17 protein-coding genes and 2 pseudogenes are annotated in these 17,482 nt (G+C 71.2%); 7 read left to right on the top strand and 12 right to left on the bottom strand.

Annotated features, from left to right (window positions below):
• Both HLK59_RS39550 and HLK59_RS39545 read left to right on the top strand, forming a co-directional pair.
• The coding region (locus HLK59_RS39550; RefSeq protein WP_240982910.1) for a LiaF domain-containing protein at window positions 1-430 on the top strand (430 nt) is incomplete at its 5' end.
• A gap of 162 nt (window positions 431-592) precedes the next feature.
• Window positions 593-967: a WhiB family transcriptional regulator gene (locus HLK59_RS39545; RefSeq protein WP_095046695.1), complete on the top strand. Its 375-nt coding sequence runs from the start codon at window positions 593-595 to the stop codon at window positions 965-967.
• Between the two features lie 162 nt (window positions 968-1,129).
• On the opposite strand, the gene glpX is transcribed toward HLK59_RS39545, so the two are convergent.
• The gene (glpX, locus tag HLK59_RS39540; protein ID WP_171146476.1) at window positions 1,130-2,164 is read right to left on the bottom strand and encodes a class II fructose-bisphosphatase; all 1,035 of its coding nucleotides are present in this window, start codon (window positions 2,162-2,164) and stop codon (window positions 1,130-1,132) included.
• 127 nt (window positions 2,165-2,291) lie between these two features.
• On the opposite strand from glpX, the gene HLK59_RS39535 reads away from it, so the two are divergent.
• On the top strand, window positions 2,292-2,816 hold the full coding sequence (locus HLK59_RS39535) for a DUF4245 domain-containing protein (RefSeq protein WP_171146475.1): 525 nt from the start codon (window positions 2,292-2,294) through the stop codon (window positions 2,814-2,816).
• A gap of 71 nt (window positions 2,817-2,887) precedes the next feature.
• Here HLK59_RS39535 and HLK59_RS39530 read toward each other — a convergent pair whose 3' ends face one another.
• The 4 genes from HLK59_RS39530 to HLK59_RS39515 form a co-directional block, all read right to left on the bottom strand.
• Complete coding sequence (locus tag HLK59_RS39530) at window positions 2,888-3,478, bottom strand: malonic semialdehyde reductase (RefSeq protein ID WP_171146474.1); 591 nt, start codon at window positions 3,476-3,478, stop codon at window positions 2,888-2,890.
• 134 nt (window positions 3,479-3,612) lie between these two features.
• Window positions 3,613-3,846: an exodeoxyribonuclease VII small subunit gene (locus HLK59_RS39525; protein WP_171146473.1), complete on the bottom strand. Its 234-nt coding sequence runs from the start codon at window positions 3,844-3,846 to the stop codon at window positions 3,613-3,615.
• Window positions 3,847-3,928: 82 nt separating this feature from the next.
• The gene (gene xseA, locus HLK59_RS39520; protein WP_171146472.1) at window positions 3,929-5,137 is read right to left on the bottom strand and encodes an exodeoxyribonuclease VII large subunit; all 1,209 of its coding nucleotides are present in this window, start codon (window positions 5,135-5,137) and stop codon (window positions 3,929-3,931) included.
• A gap of 48 nt (window positions 5,138-5,185) precedes the next feature.
• Window positions 5,186-6,556 (bottom strand): APC family permease, encoded by a 1,371-nt coding sequence (locus tag HLK59_RS39515; protein WP_171146471.1) that lies wholly within the window; start codon window positions 6,554-6,556, stop codon window positions 5,186-5,188.
• A 116-nt stretch (window positions 6,557-6,672) separates the two neighbouring features.
• Here HLK59_RS39515 and HLK59_RS39510 point away from each other — a divergent pair, with 116 nt between their 5' ends.
• Entirely contained in the window at window positions 6,673-7,683 is a 1,011-nt protein-coding gene (locus tag HLK59_RS39510) for a 4-hydroxy-3-methylbut-2-enyl diphosphate reductase (protein WP_171146470.1), read from the top strand.
• A 29-nt stretch (window positions 7,684-7,712) separates the two neighbouring features.
• Window positions 7,713-8,456 (top strand): polyphosphate--glucose phosphotransferase, encoded by a 744-nt coding sequence (ppgK, locus tag HLK59_RS39505; protein ID WP_171146469.1) that lies wholly within the window; start codon window positions 7,713-7,715, stop codon window positions 8,454-8,456.
• A gap of 1 nt (window position 8,457) precedes the next feature.
• On the opposite strand, the gene HLK59_RS39500 is transcribed toward ppgK, so the two are convergent.
• The gene (locus HLK59_RS39500; protein WP_171146468.1) at window positions 8,458-8,988 is read right to left on the bottom strand and encodes a DUF6542 domain-containing protein; all 531 of its coding nucleotides are present in this window, start codon (window positions 8,986-8,988) and stop codon (window positions 8,458-8,460) included.
• Window positions 8,989-9,181: 193 nt separating this feature from the next.
• Here HLK59_RS39500 and ychF point away from each other — a divergent pair, with 193 nt between their 5' ends.
• The gene (gene ychF / locus HLK59_RS39495; protein ID WP_171146467.1) at window positions 9,182-10,270 is read left to right on the top strand and encodes a redox-regulated ATPase YchF; all 1,089 of its coding nucleotides are present in this window, start codon (window positions 9,182-9,184) and stop codon (window positions 10,268-10,270) included.
• A gap of 64 nt (window positions 10,271-10,334) precedes the next feature.
• Here ychF and HLK59_RS39490 read toward each other — a convergent pair.
• The 4 genes and pseudogenes from HLK59_RS39490 to HLK59_RS39475 form a co-directional block, all read right to left on the bottom strand.
• Window positions 10,335-10,915, bottom strand: a pseudogene (locus tag HLK59_RS39490) (Uma2 family endonuclease).
• Between the two features lie 43 nt (window positions 10,916-10,958).
• A complete protein-coding gene (locus tag HLK59_RS39485; RefSeq protein WP_171146477.1) occupies window positions 10,959-11,873 on the bottom strand; it encodes a squalene/phytoene synthase family protein in 915 nt (304 codons plus the stop codon).
• Window positions 11,874-11,924: 51 nt separating this feature from the next.
• Window positions 11,925-12,201: pseudogene (locus tag HLK59_RS39480) on the bottom strand (LysR family transcriptional regulator); the annotation flags it as partial.
• A gap of 147 nt (window positions 12,202-12,348) precedes the next feature.
• Entirely contained in the window at window positions 12,349-13,455 is a 1,107-nt protein-coding gene (locus tag HLK59_RS39475) for a pyridoxal-phosphate dependent enzyme (protein ID WP_171146466.1), read from the bottom strand.
• 138 nt (window positions 13,456-13,593) lie between these two features.
• Here HLK59_RS39475 and HLK59_RS39470 point away from each other — a divergent pair, with 138 nt between their 5' ends.
• Window positions 13,594-15,150: a S8 family peptidase gene (locus tag HLK59_RS39470; protein ID WP_171146465.1), complete on the top strand. Its 1,557-nt coding sequence runs from the start codon at window positions 13,594-13,596 to the stop codon at window positions 15,148-15,150.
• 4 nt (window positions 15,151-15,154) lie between these two features.
• Here HLK59_RS39470 and HLK59_RS39465 read toward each other — a convergent pair whose 3' ends face one another.
• Together HLK59_RS39465 and HLK59_RS39460 are read right to left on the bottom strand one after the other, a co-directional pair.
• Window positions 15,155-16,345, bottom strand: a complete 1,191-nt coding sequence (locus HLK59_RS39465; protein WP_171146464.1) for a serpin family protein — start codon at window positions 16,343-16,345, stop codon at window positions 15,155-15,157.
• Window positions 16,345-17,482: serpin family protein (locus tag HLK59_RS39460; RefSeq protein WP_171146463.1), on the bottom strand; the 1,138-nt coding region annotated here is incomplete at its 5' end. The genes HLK59_RS39460 and HLK59_RS39465, both read right to left, overlap by 1 nt.

Below are 17,482 nucleotides of genomic sequence, written 5' to 3'. Positions count from 1 at the left end.
CCCGATCGAGCCGGACGAGAACGTGGTGGCGGTGTTCAGCAGCGCCGTCCGCAAGGGCCGCTGGCGCGCGGGCCGCCGTATCCACGCGTACGCGATCTTCGGCAGCGTCGAGATAGACCTCAGCGAGGCCCTGTTCGAGTACCAGCAGGTGGTGATCAAGGCGATCTCGGTCTTCGGCAGCGTCGAGGTCCGGGTCCCGGAGAACGTGTCGCTGCGCGGCACCGGCGGCGGAGTCCTGGGCAACTTCGAGGTGCACACGCTGGACGCGGACGACCCCGAGGCGCCCGTCGTCTACGTCGACGGGTGGGCCGTGCTCGGCAACATCGAGGGGCGACCCAGGCGCGGCAGGCTCGTCGCGGACATTCTCGATCGGGTTCAGCGCAACATCGACAAGGCCGACAGGGGTTTGCGCAAGCATCTGGATCGTTGACGGTTGTGAATCGGGCGCGTGCGAAACGATCGGTTCCACTCAGACCCCGGCACGGGACCACCCGGAATCCAGCGGTTCGGAACTCAGTGCATAGGCACGCGCACAGCGGGTAGGCCTTGCTGCATCGTCGCTCGCTCGCGAAGCCGTCGTCAGGAGTAGACCGTGCTGCAACCGCCGCATTCGTCCCTGCAGGTAGCTGCCGTTCCGGCTCAGCGGGTGCCAGTGCGAGACAGGGACCAAGACGCGCCTTGGCACACCGAGGCGGTGTGCCGGCGCGACGAGGCCGGCCTGTTCTTCGCCCCCTCGAAGGAACCCACCGCCGCCCGGCTCTCCCGCGAGGAGGCCGCGAAGCGGGTCTGCGCCCGCTGTCCGGTCATGGTCGAGTGCCGCGAACACGCGCTCCTGCAACCCGAGCCCTACGGCGTCTGGGGCGGCCTCACCGCGGCGGAGCGCCGCGTGGTCCTGGCCCGCCGCAGGCGCCGCGACATGGAACTGAAGAAGGCGGCCGGAGCCTCCCGCATAGCGCAGGCGGGCTGACGCAGCCGCAGGACAGACAGCGAGAGGGGCGCCCCCACCGCACCGGGGGCGCCCCTTTGATCGCCGGGCGGCTGTACCCACCTCAGGGGCGCGGGGAACTGCGCGACAAGCCACGAACCACCCGCAGTCGCCAACGCACCGGACCCGCCGAACTGTCAGGCGCTACTTCGCTCGGTCGAAATCGATCGCGCTGTACGCCCGCAGCTTGCTCAACCGGTGCTCGGAGTCGATCCTGCGCACCGTCCCCGACTTCGACCGCATCACGATCGAGTCGGTCGTCGCCGTCTCCGACCGGTACCGCACACCGCGCAGCAGCTCACCGTCGGTGATCCCGGTGGCGACGAAGAACACGTTCTCGCCCGACACCAGGTCGTCCGTGGTGAGCACCCGGTCCAGGTCGTGGCCCGCGTCGATCGCCCGCTGCCGCTCCTCCGCGTCCTTGGGCCACAGCTTGCCCTGGATCGTGCCGCCGAGGCACTTCACGGCACAGGCGGAGATGATCCCCTCCGGCGTACCGCCGATGCCCAGCAGCATGTCGACGCCGGTGCCCTCGCGCAGCGCGTAGATGGAGCCCGCCACGTCACCGTCGGAGATCAGCTTGATGCGCGCACCCGCCTCCCGGATCTCCTTGATGATCCCCTCGTGCCGGGGCCGGTCGAGGATGACGACGGTCACGTCCTCCGGGGTGGACCGCTTCGCCTTCGCGACCCGCCGGATGTTCACGGACACGGGCGCGTCGATGTCGACGAAGTCCGCGGCCTCGGGGCCGGTGACCAGCTTGTCCATGTAGAACACGGCGGACGGGTCGAACATCGAACCGCGGTCCGCGGCCGCCAGCACGGCGATCGCGTTCGGCATGCCCTTGGCGGTCAGGGTCGTGCCGTCGATCGGGTCGACGGCGATGTCGCACTCGGGCCCGGTCCCGTCGCCGACGCGCTCGCCGTTGAAGAGCATCGGGGCCTCGTCCTTCTCGCCCTCGCCGATGACGACCACGCCGTTCATCGACACGGTGGAGACGAGGGTCCGCATGGCGCGCACCGCGACACCGTCGGCGCCGTTCTTGTCGCCGCGTCCGACCCAGCGGCCCGCGGCCATGGCCGCGGCTTCGGTCACCCGGACGAGTTCCAGGGCGAGGTTGCGGTCGGGGGCTTCGCTGGGGACTTCGAGTTCGGATGGCAATTGATGATGCTCGGTCATCGAGGCGCACCTTTCTGATACGACGACGGCCGGATGAGGGTGATGGCGTCGACTCTATCGTCAGGCAGACAAAATGAGCAGGGGCCCCCACGGATGAGCGGACCAGGGCACCTGCGACGATAGGGCCGTGGCAGGTTCGAGCGGCAAGCAGAAGACGGTCCGGGACATGGTTCTCTCCCTGGGCCTGATCAGTCTCATGGCGGGGGTCATCTACCTCTTCATCCCGCACGACGACTCCCCGGCGGAGGTCAAGCGGGTCGACTACCGCGTCGAGCTCCTCACGGCCCGGCGCGCCGCGCCCTACCCCGTGCTGGCGCCCTCGGGTCTGCCCGACACCTGGAAGGCCACCTCCGTCCGGTACGACGGCGCGGACTCCGACGCCTGGCACCTCGGTTTCCACACCCCCGGCGACGGCTACGTCCAGATCGAGCAGTCGACCCATGAGCCGGCCGCCGAGTTCATCGACGAGGCCAGCCAGGGCGGCGAGAAGACGGACACCACCGAGGAGATCGGCGGCCGGACCTGGACGCGCTACACCGGCGGCCGCTACGACGCTCTCGTCCACCAGGCCGACGGCGCGACGACCGTGGTGGCGGGCACGGGGTCGCACGACCGGCTGACGCAGATGGTGAAGGCGCTCACGTCGGAGTGACCGCCCCGGACATACGGGAAGGGCCCCCGGAACGGTGAATTCCAGGGGCCCTTCCCGTATGTCCGGGGCGCTCAGACCGTGGTGACGACCTCGTCGTAGGCGAGGCGCGGGGAGCGCGGGTGGGAGGCGTTGTCGCCCGGCTTGCCGATGTTGACGACCATCAGCGGGGTGTGGTCGCCGTCGAGGAACTCCTTGCGGACGCCCTCGAAGTCGACGCCGGTCATCGGGCCGGCGGCGAGACCGGCGGCGCGGACACCGATGATGAAGTACGCGGCCTGGAGGGCGGCGTTCAGCGCGGCCGCGCTCTCACGGGCCGGGCGCTCGCTGAAGAAGAGGTCCTTGGCCTGCGGGAAGTGCGGGAGCAGCGTGGGCAGCTCCTCGTGGAACTCGTTGTCCGCGGAGAGGATCGCGACCAGCGGGGCGGTGGCCGTCTTGGGCTGGTTGCCCTCGGCCATGTGCCGCACCAGGCGCTCGCGGGCCTCGGGGGAGCGGACCAGGGTGATGCGCAGCGGGGTCTGGTTGAAGGCGGTCGGGCCGAACTTGACCAGTTCGTAGATCGCCTGCACCTGCTCGTCGGTCACCTGCTCGTCGGTGAAGGCGTTCGCGGTGTGGGCCTCGCGGAACAGCAGATCCTGGGCGGTGGGGTCAAGGACGAGAGACATGCGTGAACCTTCTCGGGGACGTACGTCGGATCCGGGTTCCGGATCGGCTGACACGGATGACTGTACGGGCCATAGGTTGAAGGTTCAACAAAAAGCGGAGTGTGGTGACCCGCTTCACAGATCACCACGCCCTGCTACTCGGAGTCCGGCTCTTCCTCGGCCGACTCCTCCTCCGCGAGCGCCGCGTCCAGCCGTGCCCGCGCCCCGTCCAGCCACCGCCGGCACACCTTGGCCAGCTCCTCGCCCCGCTCCCAGAGCGCGAGGGACTCCTCCAGCGTCGTACCACCGGCCTCCAACCGCCGTACGACGTCGATCAGCTCGTCACGCGCCTGCTCGTACCCGAGCGCCTCATCCACCTTGCTGGTCATGCGCCCACCCTAAGCATCGACTCGGACACTGCTGTGTTCTCCCGGGGACACCGCGTCCCTCCGCCGGGGCGGCCTCGTGTGGTCACTCGGCCCGGACCACCGTGAACTCGCCCTCGGCCACCCGCGCCCGCAGGCTCTCCTGAGCCGCCACCTCGTCCGGCGCCCGCACCACATGCCCGTCGGCCTTCTGCAACACCGCGTACCCCCGCTTCAGGGTCGCGGCGGGGGAGAGGGCCACCACGCGTGCGTGCGTGTGCGTGAGCTCCGAGTCGGCGCGGTCGAGGAGATGGCCGAGCGTGCGCCGCGACCGCTCGACGAGCGAGGCCACGTGATCGGCGCGCTCGTCGATCATCCGGTGCGGATCCTCTATCGACGGCCGGGCGAGCGCATGGGCGAGCCCGCGCTCCTCCCGCTCGATGAACCCCTCGACACACCGCCGCGCCCGGTCCCGCAGCATCCGCACGCGCTCGTACTCCTCGCCCACATCCGGTACGACCTTCTTGGCGGCGTCGGTCGGGGTGGAGGCGCGCAGGTCGGCGACATGGTCCAGGAGCGGATTGTCCGGCTCGTGCCCGATCGCGGAGACGACGGGCGTACGACAGGCCGCGACAGTACGCACCAACTGCTCGTCGGAGAAGGGCAGCAGATCCTCCACGCTGCCCCCGCCCCGGGCCACGATGATCACATCGACGTCGTCGTTCTCGTCGAGCTCCTTGACCGCCTGCACCACCTGCGGCACCGCGTGCACGCCCTGTACGGCGACATTGCGCACCTCGAAGCGGACGGCGGGCCAGCGGTGTCGGGCGTTCTCCAGCACGTCCCGCTCGGCGGCGGACGCCCGCCCGCACACCAGCCCGACGAGCTGCGGCAGAAACGGCAGCGGCTTCTTCCGCTCGGGCGCGAAGAGCCCCTCGGCGGCGAGGGACTTCTTCAGCTGCTCCAGCCGCGCGAGCAGTTCCCCGACCCCGACCGGCCTTATCTCGGCGGCCCGCAACGACAGCTGCCCCCGGGGCGCGTACCACTCCGGCTTGGCGAGCACGACGACCCGCGCGCCCTCGCTCACCACATCGGCGACGTCGTCGAACACCTGCCGAAAACAGGTGACGCTCACCGAGATGTCGTACGACGGATCACGCAACGTCAGAAACACGACCCCGGCCCCGGGACGCCGGGACAGCTGAGTGATCTGCCCTTCCACCCAGACGGCACCGAGCCGGTCGATCCATCCCCCGATCAGCCGGGAGACCTCACCGACGGGCAGCGGCGTTTCCGCGGACGTGTTGAGAGCCATGCGCCGAGCGTAGTGGCCGGTTGTGACAACGCGGCCCAGGTCCGCCGGTCACCGTGCGGGCTCCGCCCGTCTCCACTGGCCCAGCAGGACCGCGAGCCCGACCACGAACCACACCGCCCCCACCGCCTGCGCCGCCCCCGACGCCTCGACGATCACCGCGACGGTGACGGCCGCGCCGGCGACCGGCACCAGCACGTGCCGCCACCAGCTCACCGCCCCGCCCCGCCGCCGTACCGCGAACCACCCCACCACGCTCGCGTGCAGCAACGTGAAGGCCGTGAGCGCGCCGATGTCGACGACCGACACCAGATGGTCCATCCCGTCGTCCCGCCGGGCCGCCCACACCGCCGCCACCAGCGTGATGACGGCCGCGCACAGCAGCGCCACCCGCGGCACCCCGGCATCCGTCCTCGACAGCACCCGCGGCAACCGCCGGTCCCGCCCCATCGCGAACAGCAACCGCCCCGCGGCCGCCTGCCCGGCCAGCGCCGCGAACGCCGCCCCGATCGCCTTGCTCACCGCCACCAGATCGTGCAGCCAGCTCCCGACGGACACATCCACGGCGTCGTAGAAGGCGGACCCCTGCTTCCCCGGCTGGGCCGCCAGCTCCGCGGACGACATCGGCTCCAGCAGCGCCACCAGATACGCCTGGGCCACGAACAGCACACCGGCCAGCGCCAGACAGAACAGCACCGCCCGCGCCACCTTCGCCGACCCGCCGGTGACCTCCTCCGCGAAGGAGGCGATCGCGTCGAAGCCCAGATACGACAGCACCGCGACGGACACCGCCCCGAGCACCGCGGAGAGCGCGAACGCCCCCTGCGAGCCGTCCCCTGACAGCGGCGACAGCCACCCGCGCTGGGCACCGTCGCGGGCGAGGACGACCACCGCGGAGACCATGAACACCAGCAGGACCACGATCTCCATGGCCAGCACCAGGAAGCCGACCCGGGCCGCGGCCCGCACGCCCCACAGGTTCAGCACGGTCGTCACGACCACCGCCACCGCCGTCCACACCCACCGCGAGACCTCCGGGACCAGCGCGTTCATCGCGATGCCGGAGAAGAGATACGCGACCGCCGGGATCAGCAGGTAGTCCAGCATCGCCATCCAGCCCGCGATGAACCCGGCCTCCTTGCCGAGCGCCACGCGCGCGTAGGCGTACACGGAGCCCGCGCGCGGGACCACCCGCACCATCTGCGCGTAGCTGAACGCGGTGAACGCCATCGCGACCGTGGCGACGACATAGACCAGCGCCACCGCCCCGTGCGACTTGGCGTCGAGCGTGCCGAACACGCCGACGGGCGCCATGGGGGCGATGAAAAGCAGCCCGTAGACCACCAGATCCCGGAATCCGAGGCTGCGCCGCAGGTCATGGCCCGGATCGCCGGTGCGGGTCGCCGTCTGCGTCTCGGACATCGATGCCTCCGCCGGTGCTTCATCCGTTGTCTGCCGTCGCCGGTTCCCCGCCCTTCACACTTCCCGGCCAGTCTCGCCAACAACGCGATCTTTGACCCGTCCGGCGCGGCCTTACGATGGGACACATGACCGCTTCGTCTGGCCGCCGTGTCCTGCTCGCCGCCCCCCGGGGCTACTGCGCGGGTGTGGACCGCGCCGTGATCGCCGTCGAGAAAGCCCTGGAGCAGTACGGCGCTCCGGTGTACGTCCGGCACGAGATCGTCCACAACAAGTACGTCGTGCAGACCCTGGAGAAGAAGGGCGCCATCTTCGTCGAGCGGACGGAGGAGGTCCCCGAGGGGAACATCGTCATGTTCTCCGCGCACGGCGTCGCGCCCGTCGTCCACGAGGAGGCCGCGCGCGGCAAGCTCGCCACGATCGACGCGACCTGCCCGCTGGTCACCAAGGTCCACAAGGAAGCCGTCCGCTTCGCCAAGGAGGACTACGACATCCTCCTGATCGGGCACGAGGGCCACGAGGAGGTCATCGGCACCTCCGGCGAGGCCCCCGACCACATCACCCTGGTCGACGGCCCCGAGGACGTCGCCAAGGTCGAGGTGCGCGACCCGTCCAAGGTCGTCTGGCTCTCCCAGACCACGCTCTCCGTCGACGAGACCATGGAGACCGTCGACGCTCTCAAGAACAAGTTCCCGGGCCTGATCTCGCCGCCCAGCGACGACATCTGCTACGCCACGCAGAACCGCCAGATCGCGGTGAAGAAGCTGGCCGAGGACGCCCAGCTGGTGATCGTCGTCGGCTCCAAGAACTCCTCCAACTCGATCCGCATGGTCGAGGTCGCCCTGGACGCCGGCGCCCCCGCCGCCCACCTGGTCGACTTCGCCGACGAGATCGACGAGGCCTGGCTGGAGGGCGTCACCACGGTCGGCCTGACCTCCGGCGCCTCGGTCCCGGACGTCCTGGTCGAGGGCGTCCTGGAGTGGCTGGCCGAGCGCGGCTACGGCGACGTCGAGACCGTGAAGACGGCCGAGGAGTCCATCACCTTCTCGCTGCCCAAGGAACTCCGCCGCGATCTGCGCGAGGAAGCCGCGGCGCTGGTCGCGGGGCGTACGGGCGCCTCGAAGGAGTGACTGTCGGTCGCCCGTCGTAACGTAGGGCCATGCAGATCTTCGGTGTGGACATCGGCGGATCCGGGATCAAGGGCGCCCCGGTGGACCTGGCCAGAGGCGACCTCGCCCAGGAGCGCCACAAGGTGCTCACCCCGCACCCGGCGACGCCGGACGCGGTGGCGGACGGTGTGAAGGAGGTCGTCGACCACTTCGGCTGGTCGGGGCCGGTCGGGCTGACCTTCCCGGGCGTGGTCACCGGCGGGGCGACGATCCGTACGGCCGCCAATGTCGACAAGGGCTGGATCGACACGGACGCGCGCGCGTTGTTCAGCGAGCGGCTCGGCGGCCTGCCGGTGACGGTGGTCAACGACGCGGACGCGGCGGGCGTCGCCGAGATGGAGTTCGGCGCCGGTCACGGGCGCCGGGGCACCGTCATCCTGCTGACCTTCGGCACGGGCATCGGCAGCGCCGTGTTCGTCCACGGCGTCCTGGTCCCCAACACCGAGCTGGGCCACCTGGAGCTGCACGGACACGACGCCGAGACGCGCGCCTCCAGCAAGGCCAAGGAGGACGGCGAGCTGACGTGGGAGCACTGGGCGCGCCGCGTCCAGAAGTACCTCGCCCATGTCGAGATGCTCTTCTCGCCCGAGCTGTTCATCATCGGCGGTGGCGTGAGCCGCAAGTCCGAGAAGTTCCTGCACCACATCAAGGGCATCAAGGCGGAGATCGTCCCGGCGCAGCTCCAGAACAACGCGGGGATCGTGGGGGCGGCGATGCGGGCGGCGAAGGAGTAGCTCACCAGGACCGGCGGTTTGCCTGCCGCCGCCGGTTCATCAGCCGGATCTTGCGCACGGACACGATCAGACCGGTCAGGAGCGTCCCGCCGTACAGCCATCCGGCCTCGGTGGCCAGGGCGGTCACGAGGCCCATCAGCCGGGCGCCGATCCCGTCCCCGCCCGGGGCGACGGGCACGAGCCCCGCGGCGAAGGCGATCGGGACCACGATGGGTGCGGTGACCAGGTCGCCCCGCCGCACCCAGACGGCGGTCAGCACGCACACCGGCAGGAACAGCACGCCGTACACCGTCAGCGATCCGAACGTCAGCGCGTCGAGGCAGCCGAGCACCAGCATCACCGCGATGCAGAACAGCCCGCCGCCGAGCCCGGTGAGCCGGGGGTTGGGGAAGCGCCGCACCGCCTGCACGACCGGGGGAGCGGGCCGTCGTACGGCCGCCGGACGGCGCCCGCCGCGGGCCGCCTGCGGGGGCAGGGAAGGTGTCTCACGGCGTGCTCGAATGTGCGGGGGTCGCGTCCTGTGTTGCTCCACTGGACCAACTTAGGACGGTTTATATGCAGAATCGCTCCTCAGACACGCCGAGGGATCGACCTTGGCCAAGTGTTCGACGCGTCGAGGGGGCGGGGCCGGGCACGCCGTAGACTGGTGGATCGGCCCCCAGGGCAGGCCCTGCCCCGCAGTCCTCCCCTCCAGTCCCCTCCTCTCACGTACGGGAAGTCGCAACGTGTCGCTCACGATCGGAATCGTCGGTCTGCCGAATGTCGGCAAGTCGACCCTGTTCAACGCCCTGACCAAGAACGACGTGCTCGCGGCCAACTACCCGTTCGCCACGATCGAGCCGAACGTCGGTGTCGTGGGCGTCCCGGACGCGCGGCTGACGAAGCTGGCCGAAATCTTCTCCTCGCAGCGGATCCTCCCGGCGACCGTCGACTTCGTCGACATCGCGGGCATCGTGAAGGGCGCCTCCGAGGGTGAGGGCCTGGGCAACAAGTTCCTCGCCAACATCCGCGAGTCCGACGCGATCTGCCAGGTCATCCGCGCCTTCAAGGACGAGAACGTCGTCCATGTCGACGGCAAGGTCTCGCCCAAGGACGACATCGAGACGATCAACACCGAGCTGATCCTCGCCGACCTCCAGACCATCGAGAAGGCCCTCCCGCGTCTCCAGAAGGAGTCGCGGATCAAGAAGGACATCGCGCCGAAGGTGGCGGCGGTCGAGGCCGCGAAGGAGATCCTGGAGAAGGGCGACACACTCTTCTCGGCGGGCATCGTCCAGGGCTCGGGCAACGAGGAGCTCCTCCACGACCTGCACCTCCTGACGACCAAGCCCTTCCTCTACGTCTTCAACGTGGACGAGGACGAACTGGTCGACGAGACCTTCAAGGACGAGCAGCGCGCCCTGGTCGCCCCCGCCGAGGCGATCTTCCTCAACGCCAAGCTGGAGCAGGACCTCGCCGAGCTCGACGAGGAGGACGCGATGGAGCTCCTGGAGTCGGTCGGCGCCGAGGAGCCCGGCCTCGCCACCCTCGCCCGCGTCGGCTTCGACACCCTCGGCCTCCAGACCTACCTCACGGCCGGCCCCAAGGAATCCCGCGCCTGGACGATCAAGAAGGGCGCCACGGCCCCCGAGGCGGCCGGTGTCATCCACACCGACTTCCAGAAGGGCTTCATCAAGGCCGAGGTCATCTCCTTCGCCGACCTCGTCGAGACCGGCTCGGTCGCCGAGGCCCGCGCCAAGGGCAAGGCGCGTATGGAGGGCAAGGAGTACGTCATGCAGGACGGGGATGTCGTGGAGTTCCGCTTCAACGTCTGATCAGCCGTGACGGAAGGGGCCGGGCTCTGGTGAGCCCGGCCCCTTCCGCATTCCTGTACGACGGTCAGGTGCCGCTCGGCGGGGTGAGCTTGTCGAGGTCCAGGGTGATCTCGAAGGGCACGGGGCGCTCCAGGGTGCCGCGGAAGATGCCGGCGGGCGCGTAGCGGCCGGTCGGTTCGTCGAGTTCGTAGACGTGGACGACAGGGGCCCCGTCCTCGTCCTCGACGCACCAGTAGTGCGGGATGCCGGCCTCCGCGTACTTGCGGAGTTTGACCGTGCGGTCGCGGTGGGCGGACTCGGGGGAGACGACCTCGATGACGAGCCGTACCTCGTCCGGTGTGAACCAGGTGCGGTCTCCGTCGTACGTGGCTGTCGTCAACAGCAGATCCGGCTCGGGCCGGTTTCGCTCGTCCAGCTTTATGGTCATTTCGCGGCCGACCCTGACATCGGCGGGCGCCTGCTCCATGAGAGCGATGGTGAGCATGGTGATGAGGTGGCCGTGCCACCATCGCTGGGGCGCCAGTATGAAGACGAGAGCTCCGTCGATCAGCTCGGTATGGCGGGTGCCTCGGGGAGGTGGTCCAGGTCCTCCGCGAACCAGCCTTCCGCGCGCGGCGGGCGCATCCAGTCGGGCAGTCCGGTCATGGCTCGACGGTAGCGACTCGACAGGGGCCGGGCCACGAGATCGTCAACGGGGGCGGCTCCCTGTTCGCAGCTTGCGGGCGTTCCGCAGTACGCGCAGCGTGCCCGGCAGCGGCGGGCTCGCGGAGCCGTTCAGCAGGCCCGTTCCCCGTGCCGCCGCCGCGTCCGCCGTCAGCAGTTCGATCTCGATCACCGCGCTCAGCAGCGCCCGGCCCGTGGGCGCCGCCAGGGCGGGCAGTTCGCGTGCCGCCTCCAGGGCGGTCCTGGCGGCGTGGAGCTGGTCGTTCACCAGATCGCGCAGGCCTGGTGACGCCTGGCCCGCAGTCAGGTCCTGCGGCGTGAGCGAGAAGCGCCGCAGGGTCTCGGCCGGGATACCGAGGCGGCCTTCCGGGAGGTCCTCGGCGAGATCGTTGACGAAGTCCAGGCGCTGGCTGCCCTCGATGAGGGTCCGGCACAGGGACCGGTAGCGGGCGTCGCCGGACTCCGGACCCAGCAGCGTGCCGACCAGCATGAAGGCGGGCAGCGAGTAGGCGTCCACATAGGCCTGGAAGTCGGCCTCCGTCGCGAAGCCGGTGAACTCCAACTCGGCCGTGGCGGTGGCCAGATACTCCTCCGTCGCCTCCCCGAGCCGCGGATACGCGGTCATGGTGTGCAGGAAGGCGCGGATCGGCGGATCCTCGGCGACGCCCTTCTCCAACGCCTCCCGCAGCCGCCGCTCCCAGGACGCCCAGGCGGCGACCCGCTGGGGCTTCGGGCCGGTGTCCAGGAGGTCGTCCCCGCGGTGTATCACGGCCGTCGCGGCCACCACGTGCGGCAGCACGGGGCGCGGCAGCAGCACCCGGGCCGCCAGATACGAACTGCGCCGCTCGCGCGCCACCAGCCGCCGCTGGGCGTCGTAGTCGCTCCGCAGCTCCGGCTCCCGGATCCCCGCCGCGTCCAGGGCCCTCTTCCACGCGCTCATGCGGTGATCGTAGACAGCCCCGGTGCGCGGCGAGACACCTGCCCTGTCAGGCCCCGCGACCGTCCGGCAGACCTCCGCGTACGCCCGCACCGGCGGCCTGCCGCACCCCTCCAGCCAGGCCGGCGCATATCGGCTCGGGCTCACCCCGCGCACCGCCCGCGTCACCACCCCGCCCAGCGTGATCAGCGGAGCGTTTCCCGCGGAGACCGGGCAGATGCCGAGGCCGGCTGACCAGGGCCTCGTACGTCGCCTCCGTGCCGGTGATCTCCGTGCCCGTGACCTCCGCGCCGACATGGACCGGGCGCCCGGCGCGTTCGTAGAGGGCGATCAGACGAGGTTCCTCGGCGATCACCGTCCGCGTCCCCGTCCGTCAGGCCCACTCCTGTCGAACCGGGCGCGCACGACCGGCAGCCGCTCCCCGGCTGTGTGAAGGAGCGCCGGATCGCCGGACCGTCGCTCCAGCCGGGCCGCCTGACTACGTCGCCGCCAGTCCCGACTTCAGCCCCGCCCCGCACAGCGGCACCACCCCGCTCCGCTCCCCGAGCACCCCCTCCCGCACGGCCGCCCAGCACGCCACCCCCGTCGACTCCACGAACAGCCCCCTCGACGCCAGGTCCCGCTGGGCGTGCCGGATCTGGTCCTCCGTCACCGTCACGAACAGGCCCCCCGACTCCCGTACGGCCCGCAGGATCTGCCGTGCCCGGGGTGGCCGGGGGATCGCGATGCCCTCGGCGAGGGTCGGCGCCGCCGGTGTCGTGCCGACGAGGTCCTGCGCCCTCTCCTCCCAGGCGCGGGCGAGCGGAGCCACGGCCGCCGCCTGGACCGCGTACAGGGCGGGCCGGCGGTCGATGAGCCCGGCGCCGTGCAGCTCGGCGATCGCGAGGGCCGCGCCGAGCAGCAGCGTGCCGTTGCCGACGGGGAGGACGAGGACGTCCGGGAGGCGGCCGCCGAGGTCCTCCCAGAGTTCATGGACGTAGGTCTTCGTGCCGTGCAGGAAGTACGGGTTGAAGACATGCGAGGCGTAGAAGGTGCCCGCCGAGTCCGCCGCCTCGCGGGCCGCCGCCGCGGCCGCCTCACGGTCACCGGCGACCACCTCAAGGCGTGCCCCGTGCGCCCCGATCTGCTCCAGCTTCTTCGCCGACGTGCCCTCGGGGACGTACACCGTGCAGGGCAGCCGCGCCCGTGCGCAGTACGCGGCGACGGCCGTGCCCGCGTTGCCGCTGCTGTCGGCGACCACCCGGCGCGGCTCCAGACGCAGCGCCAGCTCGGCGAGCAGTACCGCGCCCCGGTCCTTGAAGGACAGCGTCGGCATCAGGAAGTCCAGCTTGGCCGAGACACCGTCGCGCAGGGGGACCAGCGGGGTGCGGCCCTCACCGAGGGAGACCGAGGGGGTGGCGAGCGGGAGCGTCTCGGCGTACCGCCACAGCGAATCGGCCCGTCCGGTGAGGGACTTGAGCGGTGCCGGGGTGGGGTGGAAGTCGAGGTCGAGGGGGCCGCGGCAGACCGGGCAGCACCAGACGAGCGAACCGCCGGGGACGCGGGTGCCGTCGACGGGGCAGTAACAGTCCGGCAGTGGGGTCATGTGCGCAGCGTAGATGGGCCCTCCAGGGCCCTTGTGCAATTCCTGTGGAGGCATCAATCTTTCGGCGGGCGCACAGCGGCCCCACAGCAAATTGACATGAACATATCAGCGCACCAGCGATCGAGGAGGATCCCTCAGATGGCAGCGATGCGTAACCGAAGATATGCGGTGCTCGGCGCGGCGATGACCGCCGCACTCGCCGCGAGCCTCGTCTCGGCCCTCCCGGCCACGGCCGCTCCCGAAGGCCGGATCCAGTACGAGGGCGCGGCGAACGCCGTGGCCGACAGCTACATCGTGACCCTCAAGGCGGACACCGAGGCACGGTCCGCCCAGGGCCGAGCGGTCGCCCAGCGGCACGGCGCCGACATCGAGCGCACCTACACCAAGGCCCTCAACGGCTATGCGATCGAGGCCTCCGCGTCCGAGGCGAAACGTCTCGCCGCCGACCCGGCCGTCGCCTCCGTGGTCCAGAACCGCACCTTCTCCATCGCGGCGACCCAGACCAACCCGCCGTCCTGGGGCCTGGACCGCATCGACCAGAAGACGCTCCCGCTGAACAGCTCGTACACCTACCCGGACTCGGCCGGCACCGGTGTCACGGCCTACATCATCGACACGGGCGTCCGCATCACCCACAGCGACTTCGGCGGCCGGGCCCGCTACGGCTACGACGCCATCGACAACGACAACACCGCCCAGGACGGCAACGGCCACGGCACCCACGTCGCCGGCACCGTCGCCGGAACCGCCTACGGCGTCGCCAAGAAGGCGAGCATCGTCGGCGTCCGCGTCCTCAACAACTCCGGCTCCGGCACCACCGCCCAGGTCGTCGCCGGTATCGACTGGGTCACCGCGAACGCCGTCAAGCCGGCCGTCGCCAACATGTCCCTCGGCGGCACCGCCGACACCGCCCTCGACACGGCCGTCCGCAACGCCGTCGCCTCCGGCATCACCTTCGCCGTCGCGGCCGGCAACGAGACGACCAACGCCTCCACCAGGTCGCCCGCCCGAGTGACGGAGGCCATCACGGTCGGCGCCACCACCTCGACCGACGCCAAGGCGAGCTACTCCAACTACGGCACGGTCCTCGACCTGTTCGCCCCCGGCTCCTCCATCACCTCGACGTGGAACACCAGCGACTCCGCCACGAACACCATCTCCGGTACGTCGATGGCGACCCCGCACGTGGCGGGCGCGGCGGCGCTGTATCTGGCGGCCAACCCGTCGGCGACGCCCGCGCAGGTCTCCTCCGCCCTGGTGAGCCTCGCCTCCACCGGCGTCGTCACCAGCCCCGGCACCGGCTCGCCCAACCGCCTCCTGAACGTCCCCGGAGGCACCGTCACCCCGCCCGGGCCGCGCTTCGAGAACACCGCGGACTACGCGATCGCCGACAACGCCACCGCCGAGTCCCCGGTGACCGTCTCCGGCGTCACCGGCAACGCGCCCTCGGCCCTGGCCGTCGAGGTGCACATCGTCCACACCTACATCGGTGACCTCCAGGTCCAGCTGGTCGCCCCCGACGGCACGGCGTACACCCTCAAGGCGTACGGCACCGGCGGCAGTGCGGACAACATCGACACCACGTACTCCGTGAACGCCTCCTCCGAGGTCGCCAACGGCACCTGGCGGCTGCGGGTCAGTGACAACGCGGCGCTGGACACCGGGCGGATCGACGCCTGGGCGCTGCAGTTCTAGGACGTCAACGGTCCGTCGGTCGATGGTCGTCCTCGCGGAGGGGCGCCGGGTCGGTGACCCAGCCCGCCGCGAGGACGAGCCGCGAGCGGCGGTGCACGGCGAGGAAGCCGAAGGGGCGGTCGAAGCGGGCGCGGACCCGCTTGGACTCGTGCTTCGGCTCGGGTTCCCAGCCCATCCAGTCCATGGCGTACGCGGTCACGGCCGCCGCCCGGAACCCCTGGGCGCCGAAGATCGCCGTCGCCGACTGCCGTCCCTGCGCGAGTGCGAGCGGTGCCGGGCTGATGCCGGGGAAGTGGCCGGGGGCGCGGTCGGACGCCGTGGCCAGACCGAACAGGTCGGGGCGCGCCAGGAGATCGTGATCCGCGGCGAGAACGAACCGGACGGTGTCGAGGGTCAGGCTCGGCGGCTCGGGCCGTTCGGTGCGGACCGTCTCGATCCTGAGCCCGGGCCCGACCGCACCGAACGGCAGACGGCTTCCGGGCACGGCCGGCACCGCGCCCGACAGGATGTCCACCCCGGCGCCGAGCACCTGCCCGGGCGTCGACTCCTCGTCGCCGAGCAGCAGATGCACATCGACGCCATCGGTCCCGCGCACCCGCGCCTCGGTCACCGCCCCGACCGCCGTCCGCGCCACCGCCACCGCGTCCAGGTCCGCGTCGGTACGGCTGAGTCCGGCCCGGTCCTGGCCGCACCACGGCACGAGACCGCCTGTGAACGGCACCTCCCAGTCCGTGCGCAACGTCAGCGCGGTCGCCAGCACCAGCGAGGAGTCCGGCCCCAGCGTCACCGGCATCCGCCCGATCGCCCCGCCCGTGCGCTTGGCGGCCCAGCTGTCGAGAGCCTCCTGGTCGGCGTCGGGATCGCCGGTGAGCACGCCGTGCGCGGCGGCCGGCAGCCCCTCCTCCCACGCCTCCCGCAGCTCCACGGACCGCTTCGTCCACAGCCCGAGCGCGGAGTCCAGCCCGTCGACGTCGGCCATCGTCGCCAGCAACTCCCGCGCCGCCGCGGCCGACAGCTCCGCGGGCACGCCGAGAGCCTCCGCCAGCTCCTCCCGTGCCCCGCCCGTCGCCCCGTCCGCCAGGAAGGCCAGCAGGGGCCAGACACCGGCCGCCGAGAAGACGGTCCCGCCCTCGACGGTCCCTGTCTCGACGCTGCCGGCCCAGCGGGCGGTCAGCCCGTTCACCGCGTCGATCATCAGAAGTCCTCGTCGTCCTCGTCGTATCCGGGATTCTCCGGGTACTCCGTCGGATCCGTGACCCACCCCGACGCGAGCACGAGCCGTGAGTGGCGGTGCACGGCGAGGAAGCCGAAGGGGCGGTCGAAGGCGGCCCTGGCCCTGGTGGTCACCCAGCGGAGCTGCGGTATGCCGGCGCCGATGGCGGCGATGGCCGTCACCGCGGCGGCACGGAAGCCCACGGCCGTGAACTCCGCCATCGCCGACTGCCGGGCCGCTCCGACGACCATCGGGGAGTCGCTGACGCCCGGGAAGTGACCCCGGCCCGCGGGTGTGGCGGCGGTGGTGAGACCGAACAGTCGGTGGAGTTCCAGCAGGTCGTGCTCGGCTCGCATCCGGAAGGCGACGGTGGTCACGTCCAGGACCGGAGGATGGGGCGCCGTGCTGCGGACCCTTTCGACCCTCAGGCCCGGCCCGACCTCCCCGTACGGCAGCCGGTGACCGGGCACCACCGCACGCCTCCGCGCCAGGATGTCGACCCCAGCTCCCAGCACCTGCCCAGGTGTCATCCGCTCCTCGCCGAGCAGCAGATGAACGTCGACGGCGTTGTCGCCCAGCACCTTCAGCTCGGTGACATGGCCGTCCGGAGTGTCGGCCACGCCGATCCGGTCCAGCAGCTCGGTGCTGCGGTACAGCCCGGCCAGCTCGCGGTCCCGCCACGGTCCCGCACCCGGCCACAGGGGCCGGTCCCAGAACGGGCTCAGCCACCGCGTCCGCAACGCCAGCGCGGTCGCCAGCACCATCTCGGTGTCCTCGGTCACCTGCACGGGCATCTCTTCGATCAGCCCACCCGTCCGCTTGGCCGCCCAGGCATCCAGCGCCCGCTTGTCGACGGCCGCGTCCCCCGTCAACACCCCGTGCGCCTCCGGCGGCAGCCCCGCCTCCCACCGCTCCCGCAGCTCCAGCGTCCGCCCGGTCCACAGTCCCAGCGCGGAGTCCAGCCCCCGCATCCGAGCCATGGCACCGAGCAACTCCCGCGCGGCCGCCGCCGATTCGTCCGCGGACATCCCGACCGCGTCCGCCAGCTCACCCCGGGCCGCGCCCCCGGCCCCGTCCGCCAGAAACGCGAGCAACGGCCACACCCCGGCCGCCGAGAAC

Origin of the sequence: Streptomyces sp. S3(2020), from assembly GCF_013044505.1 — a bacterium.
Lineage (GTDB): Bacteria > Actinomycetota > Actinomycetes > Streptomycetales > Streptomycetaceae > Streptomyces.
The sequence above is the reverse complement of the archived record's forward strand: the minus strand, read 5'-3'. Positions and strand labels throughout refer to the sequence as shown.

Excerpts from the sequence above, each read along its gene's own strand:
- glpX (WP_171146476.1), bottom strand. The coding sequence starts at position 2,164 with ATGACCGAGCATCATCAATTGCCATCCGAACTCGAAGTCCCCAGCGAA.
- HLK59_RS39530 (WP_171146474.1), bottom strand. The coding sequence starts at position 3,478 with ATGTCTCTCGTCCTTGACCCCACCGCCCAGGATCTGCTGTTCCGCGAG.
- HLK59_RS39525 (WP_171146473.1), bottom strand. The coding sequence starts at position 3,846 with ATGACCAGCAAGGTGGATGAGGCGCTCGGGTACGAGCAGGCGCGTGAC.
- xseA (WP_171146472.1), bottom strand. The coding sequence starts at position 5,137 with ATGGCTCTCAACACGTCCGCGGAAACGCCGCTGCCCGTCGGTGAGGTC.
- HLK59_RS39515 (WP_171146471.1), bottom strand. The coding sequence starts at position 6,556 with ATGTCCGAGACGCAGACGGCGACCCGCACCGGCGATCCGGGCCATGAC.
- HLK59_RS39510 (WP_171146470.1), top strand. The coding sequence starts at position 6,673 with ATGGGACACATGACCGCTTCGTCTGGCCGCCGTGTCCTGCTCGCCGCC.
- ppgK (WP_171146469.1), top strand. The coding sequence starts at position 7,713 with ATGCAGATCTTCGGTGTGGACATCGGCGGATCCGGGATCAAGGGCGCC.
- HLK59_RS39485 (WP_171146477.1), bottom strand. The coding sequence starts at position 11,873 with ATGAGCGCGTGGAAGAGGGCCCTGGACGCGGCGGGGATCCGGGAGCCG.
- HLK59_RS39475 (WP_171146466.1), bottom strand. The coding sequence starts at position 13,455 with ATGACCCCACTGCCGGACTGTTACTGCCCCGTCGACGGCACCCGCGTC.
- HLK59_RS39470 (WP_171146465.1), top strand. The coding sequence starts at position 13,594 with ATGGCAGCGATGCGTAACCGAAGATATGCGGTGCTCGGCGCGGCGATG.
- HLK59_RS39465 (WP_171146464.1), bottom strand. The coding sequence starts at position 16,345 with ATGATCGACGCGGTGAACGGGCTGACCGCCCGCTGGGCCGGCAGCGTC.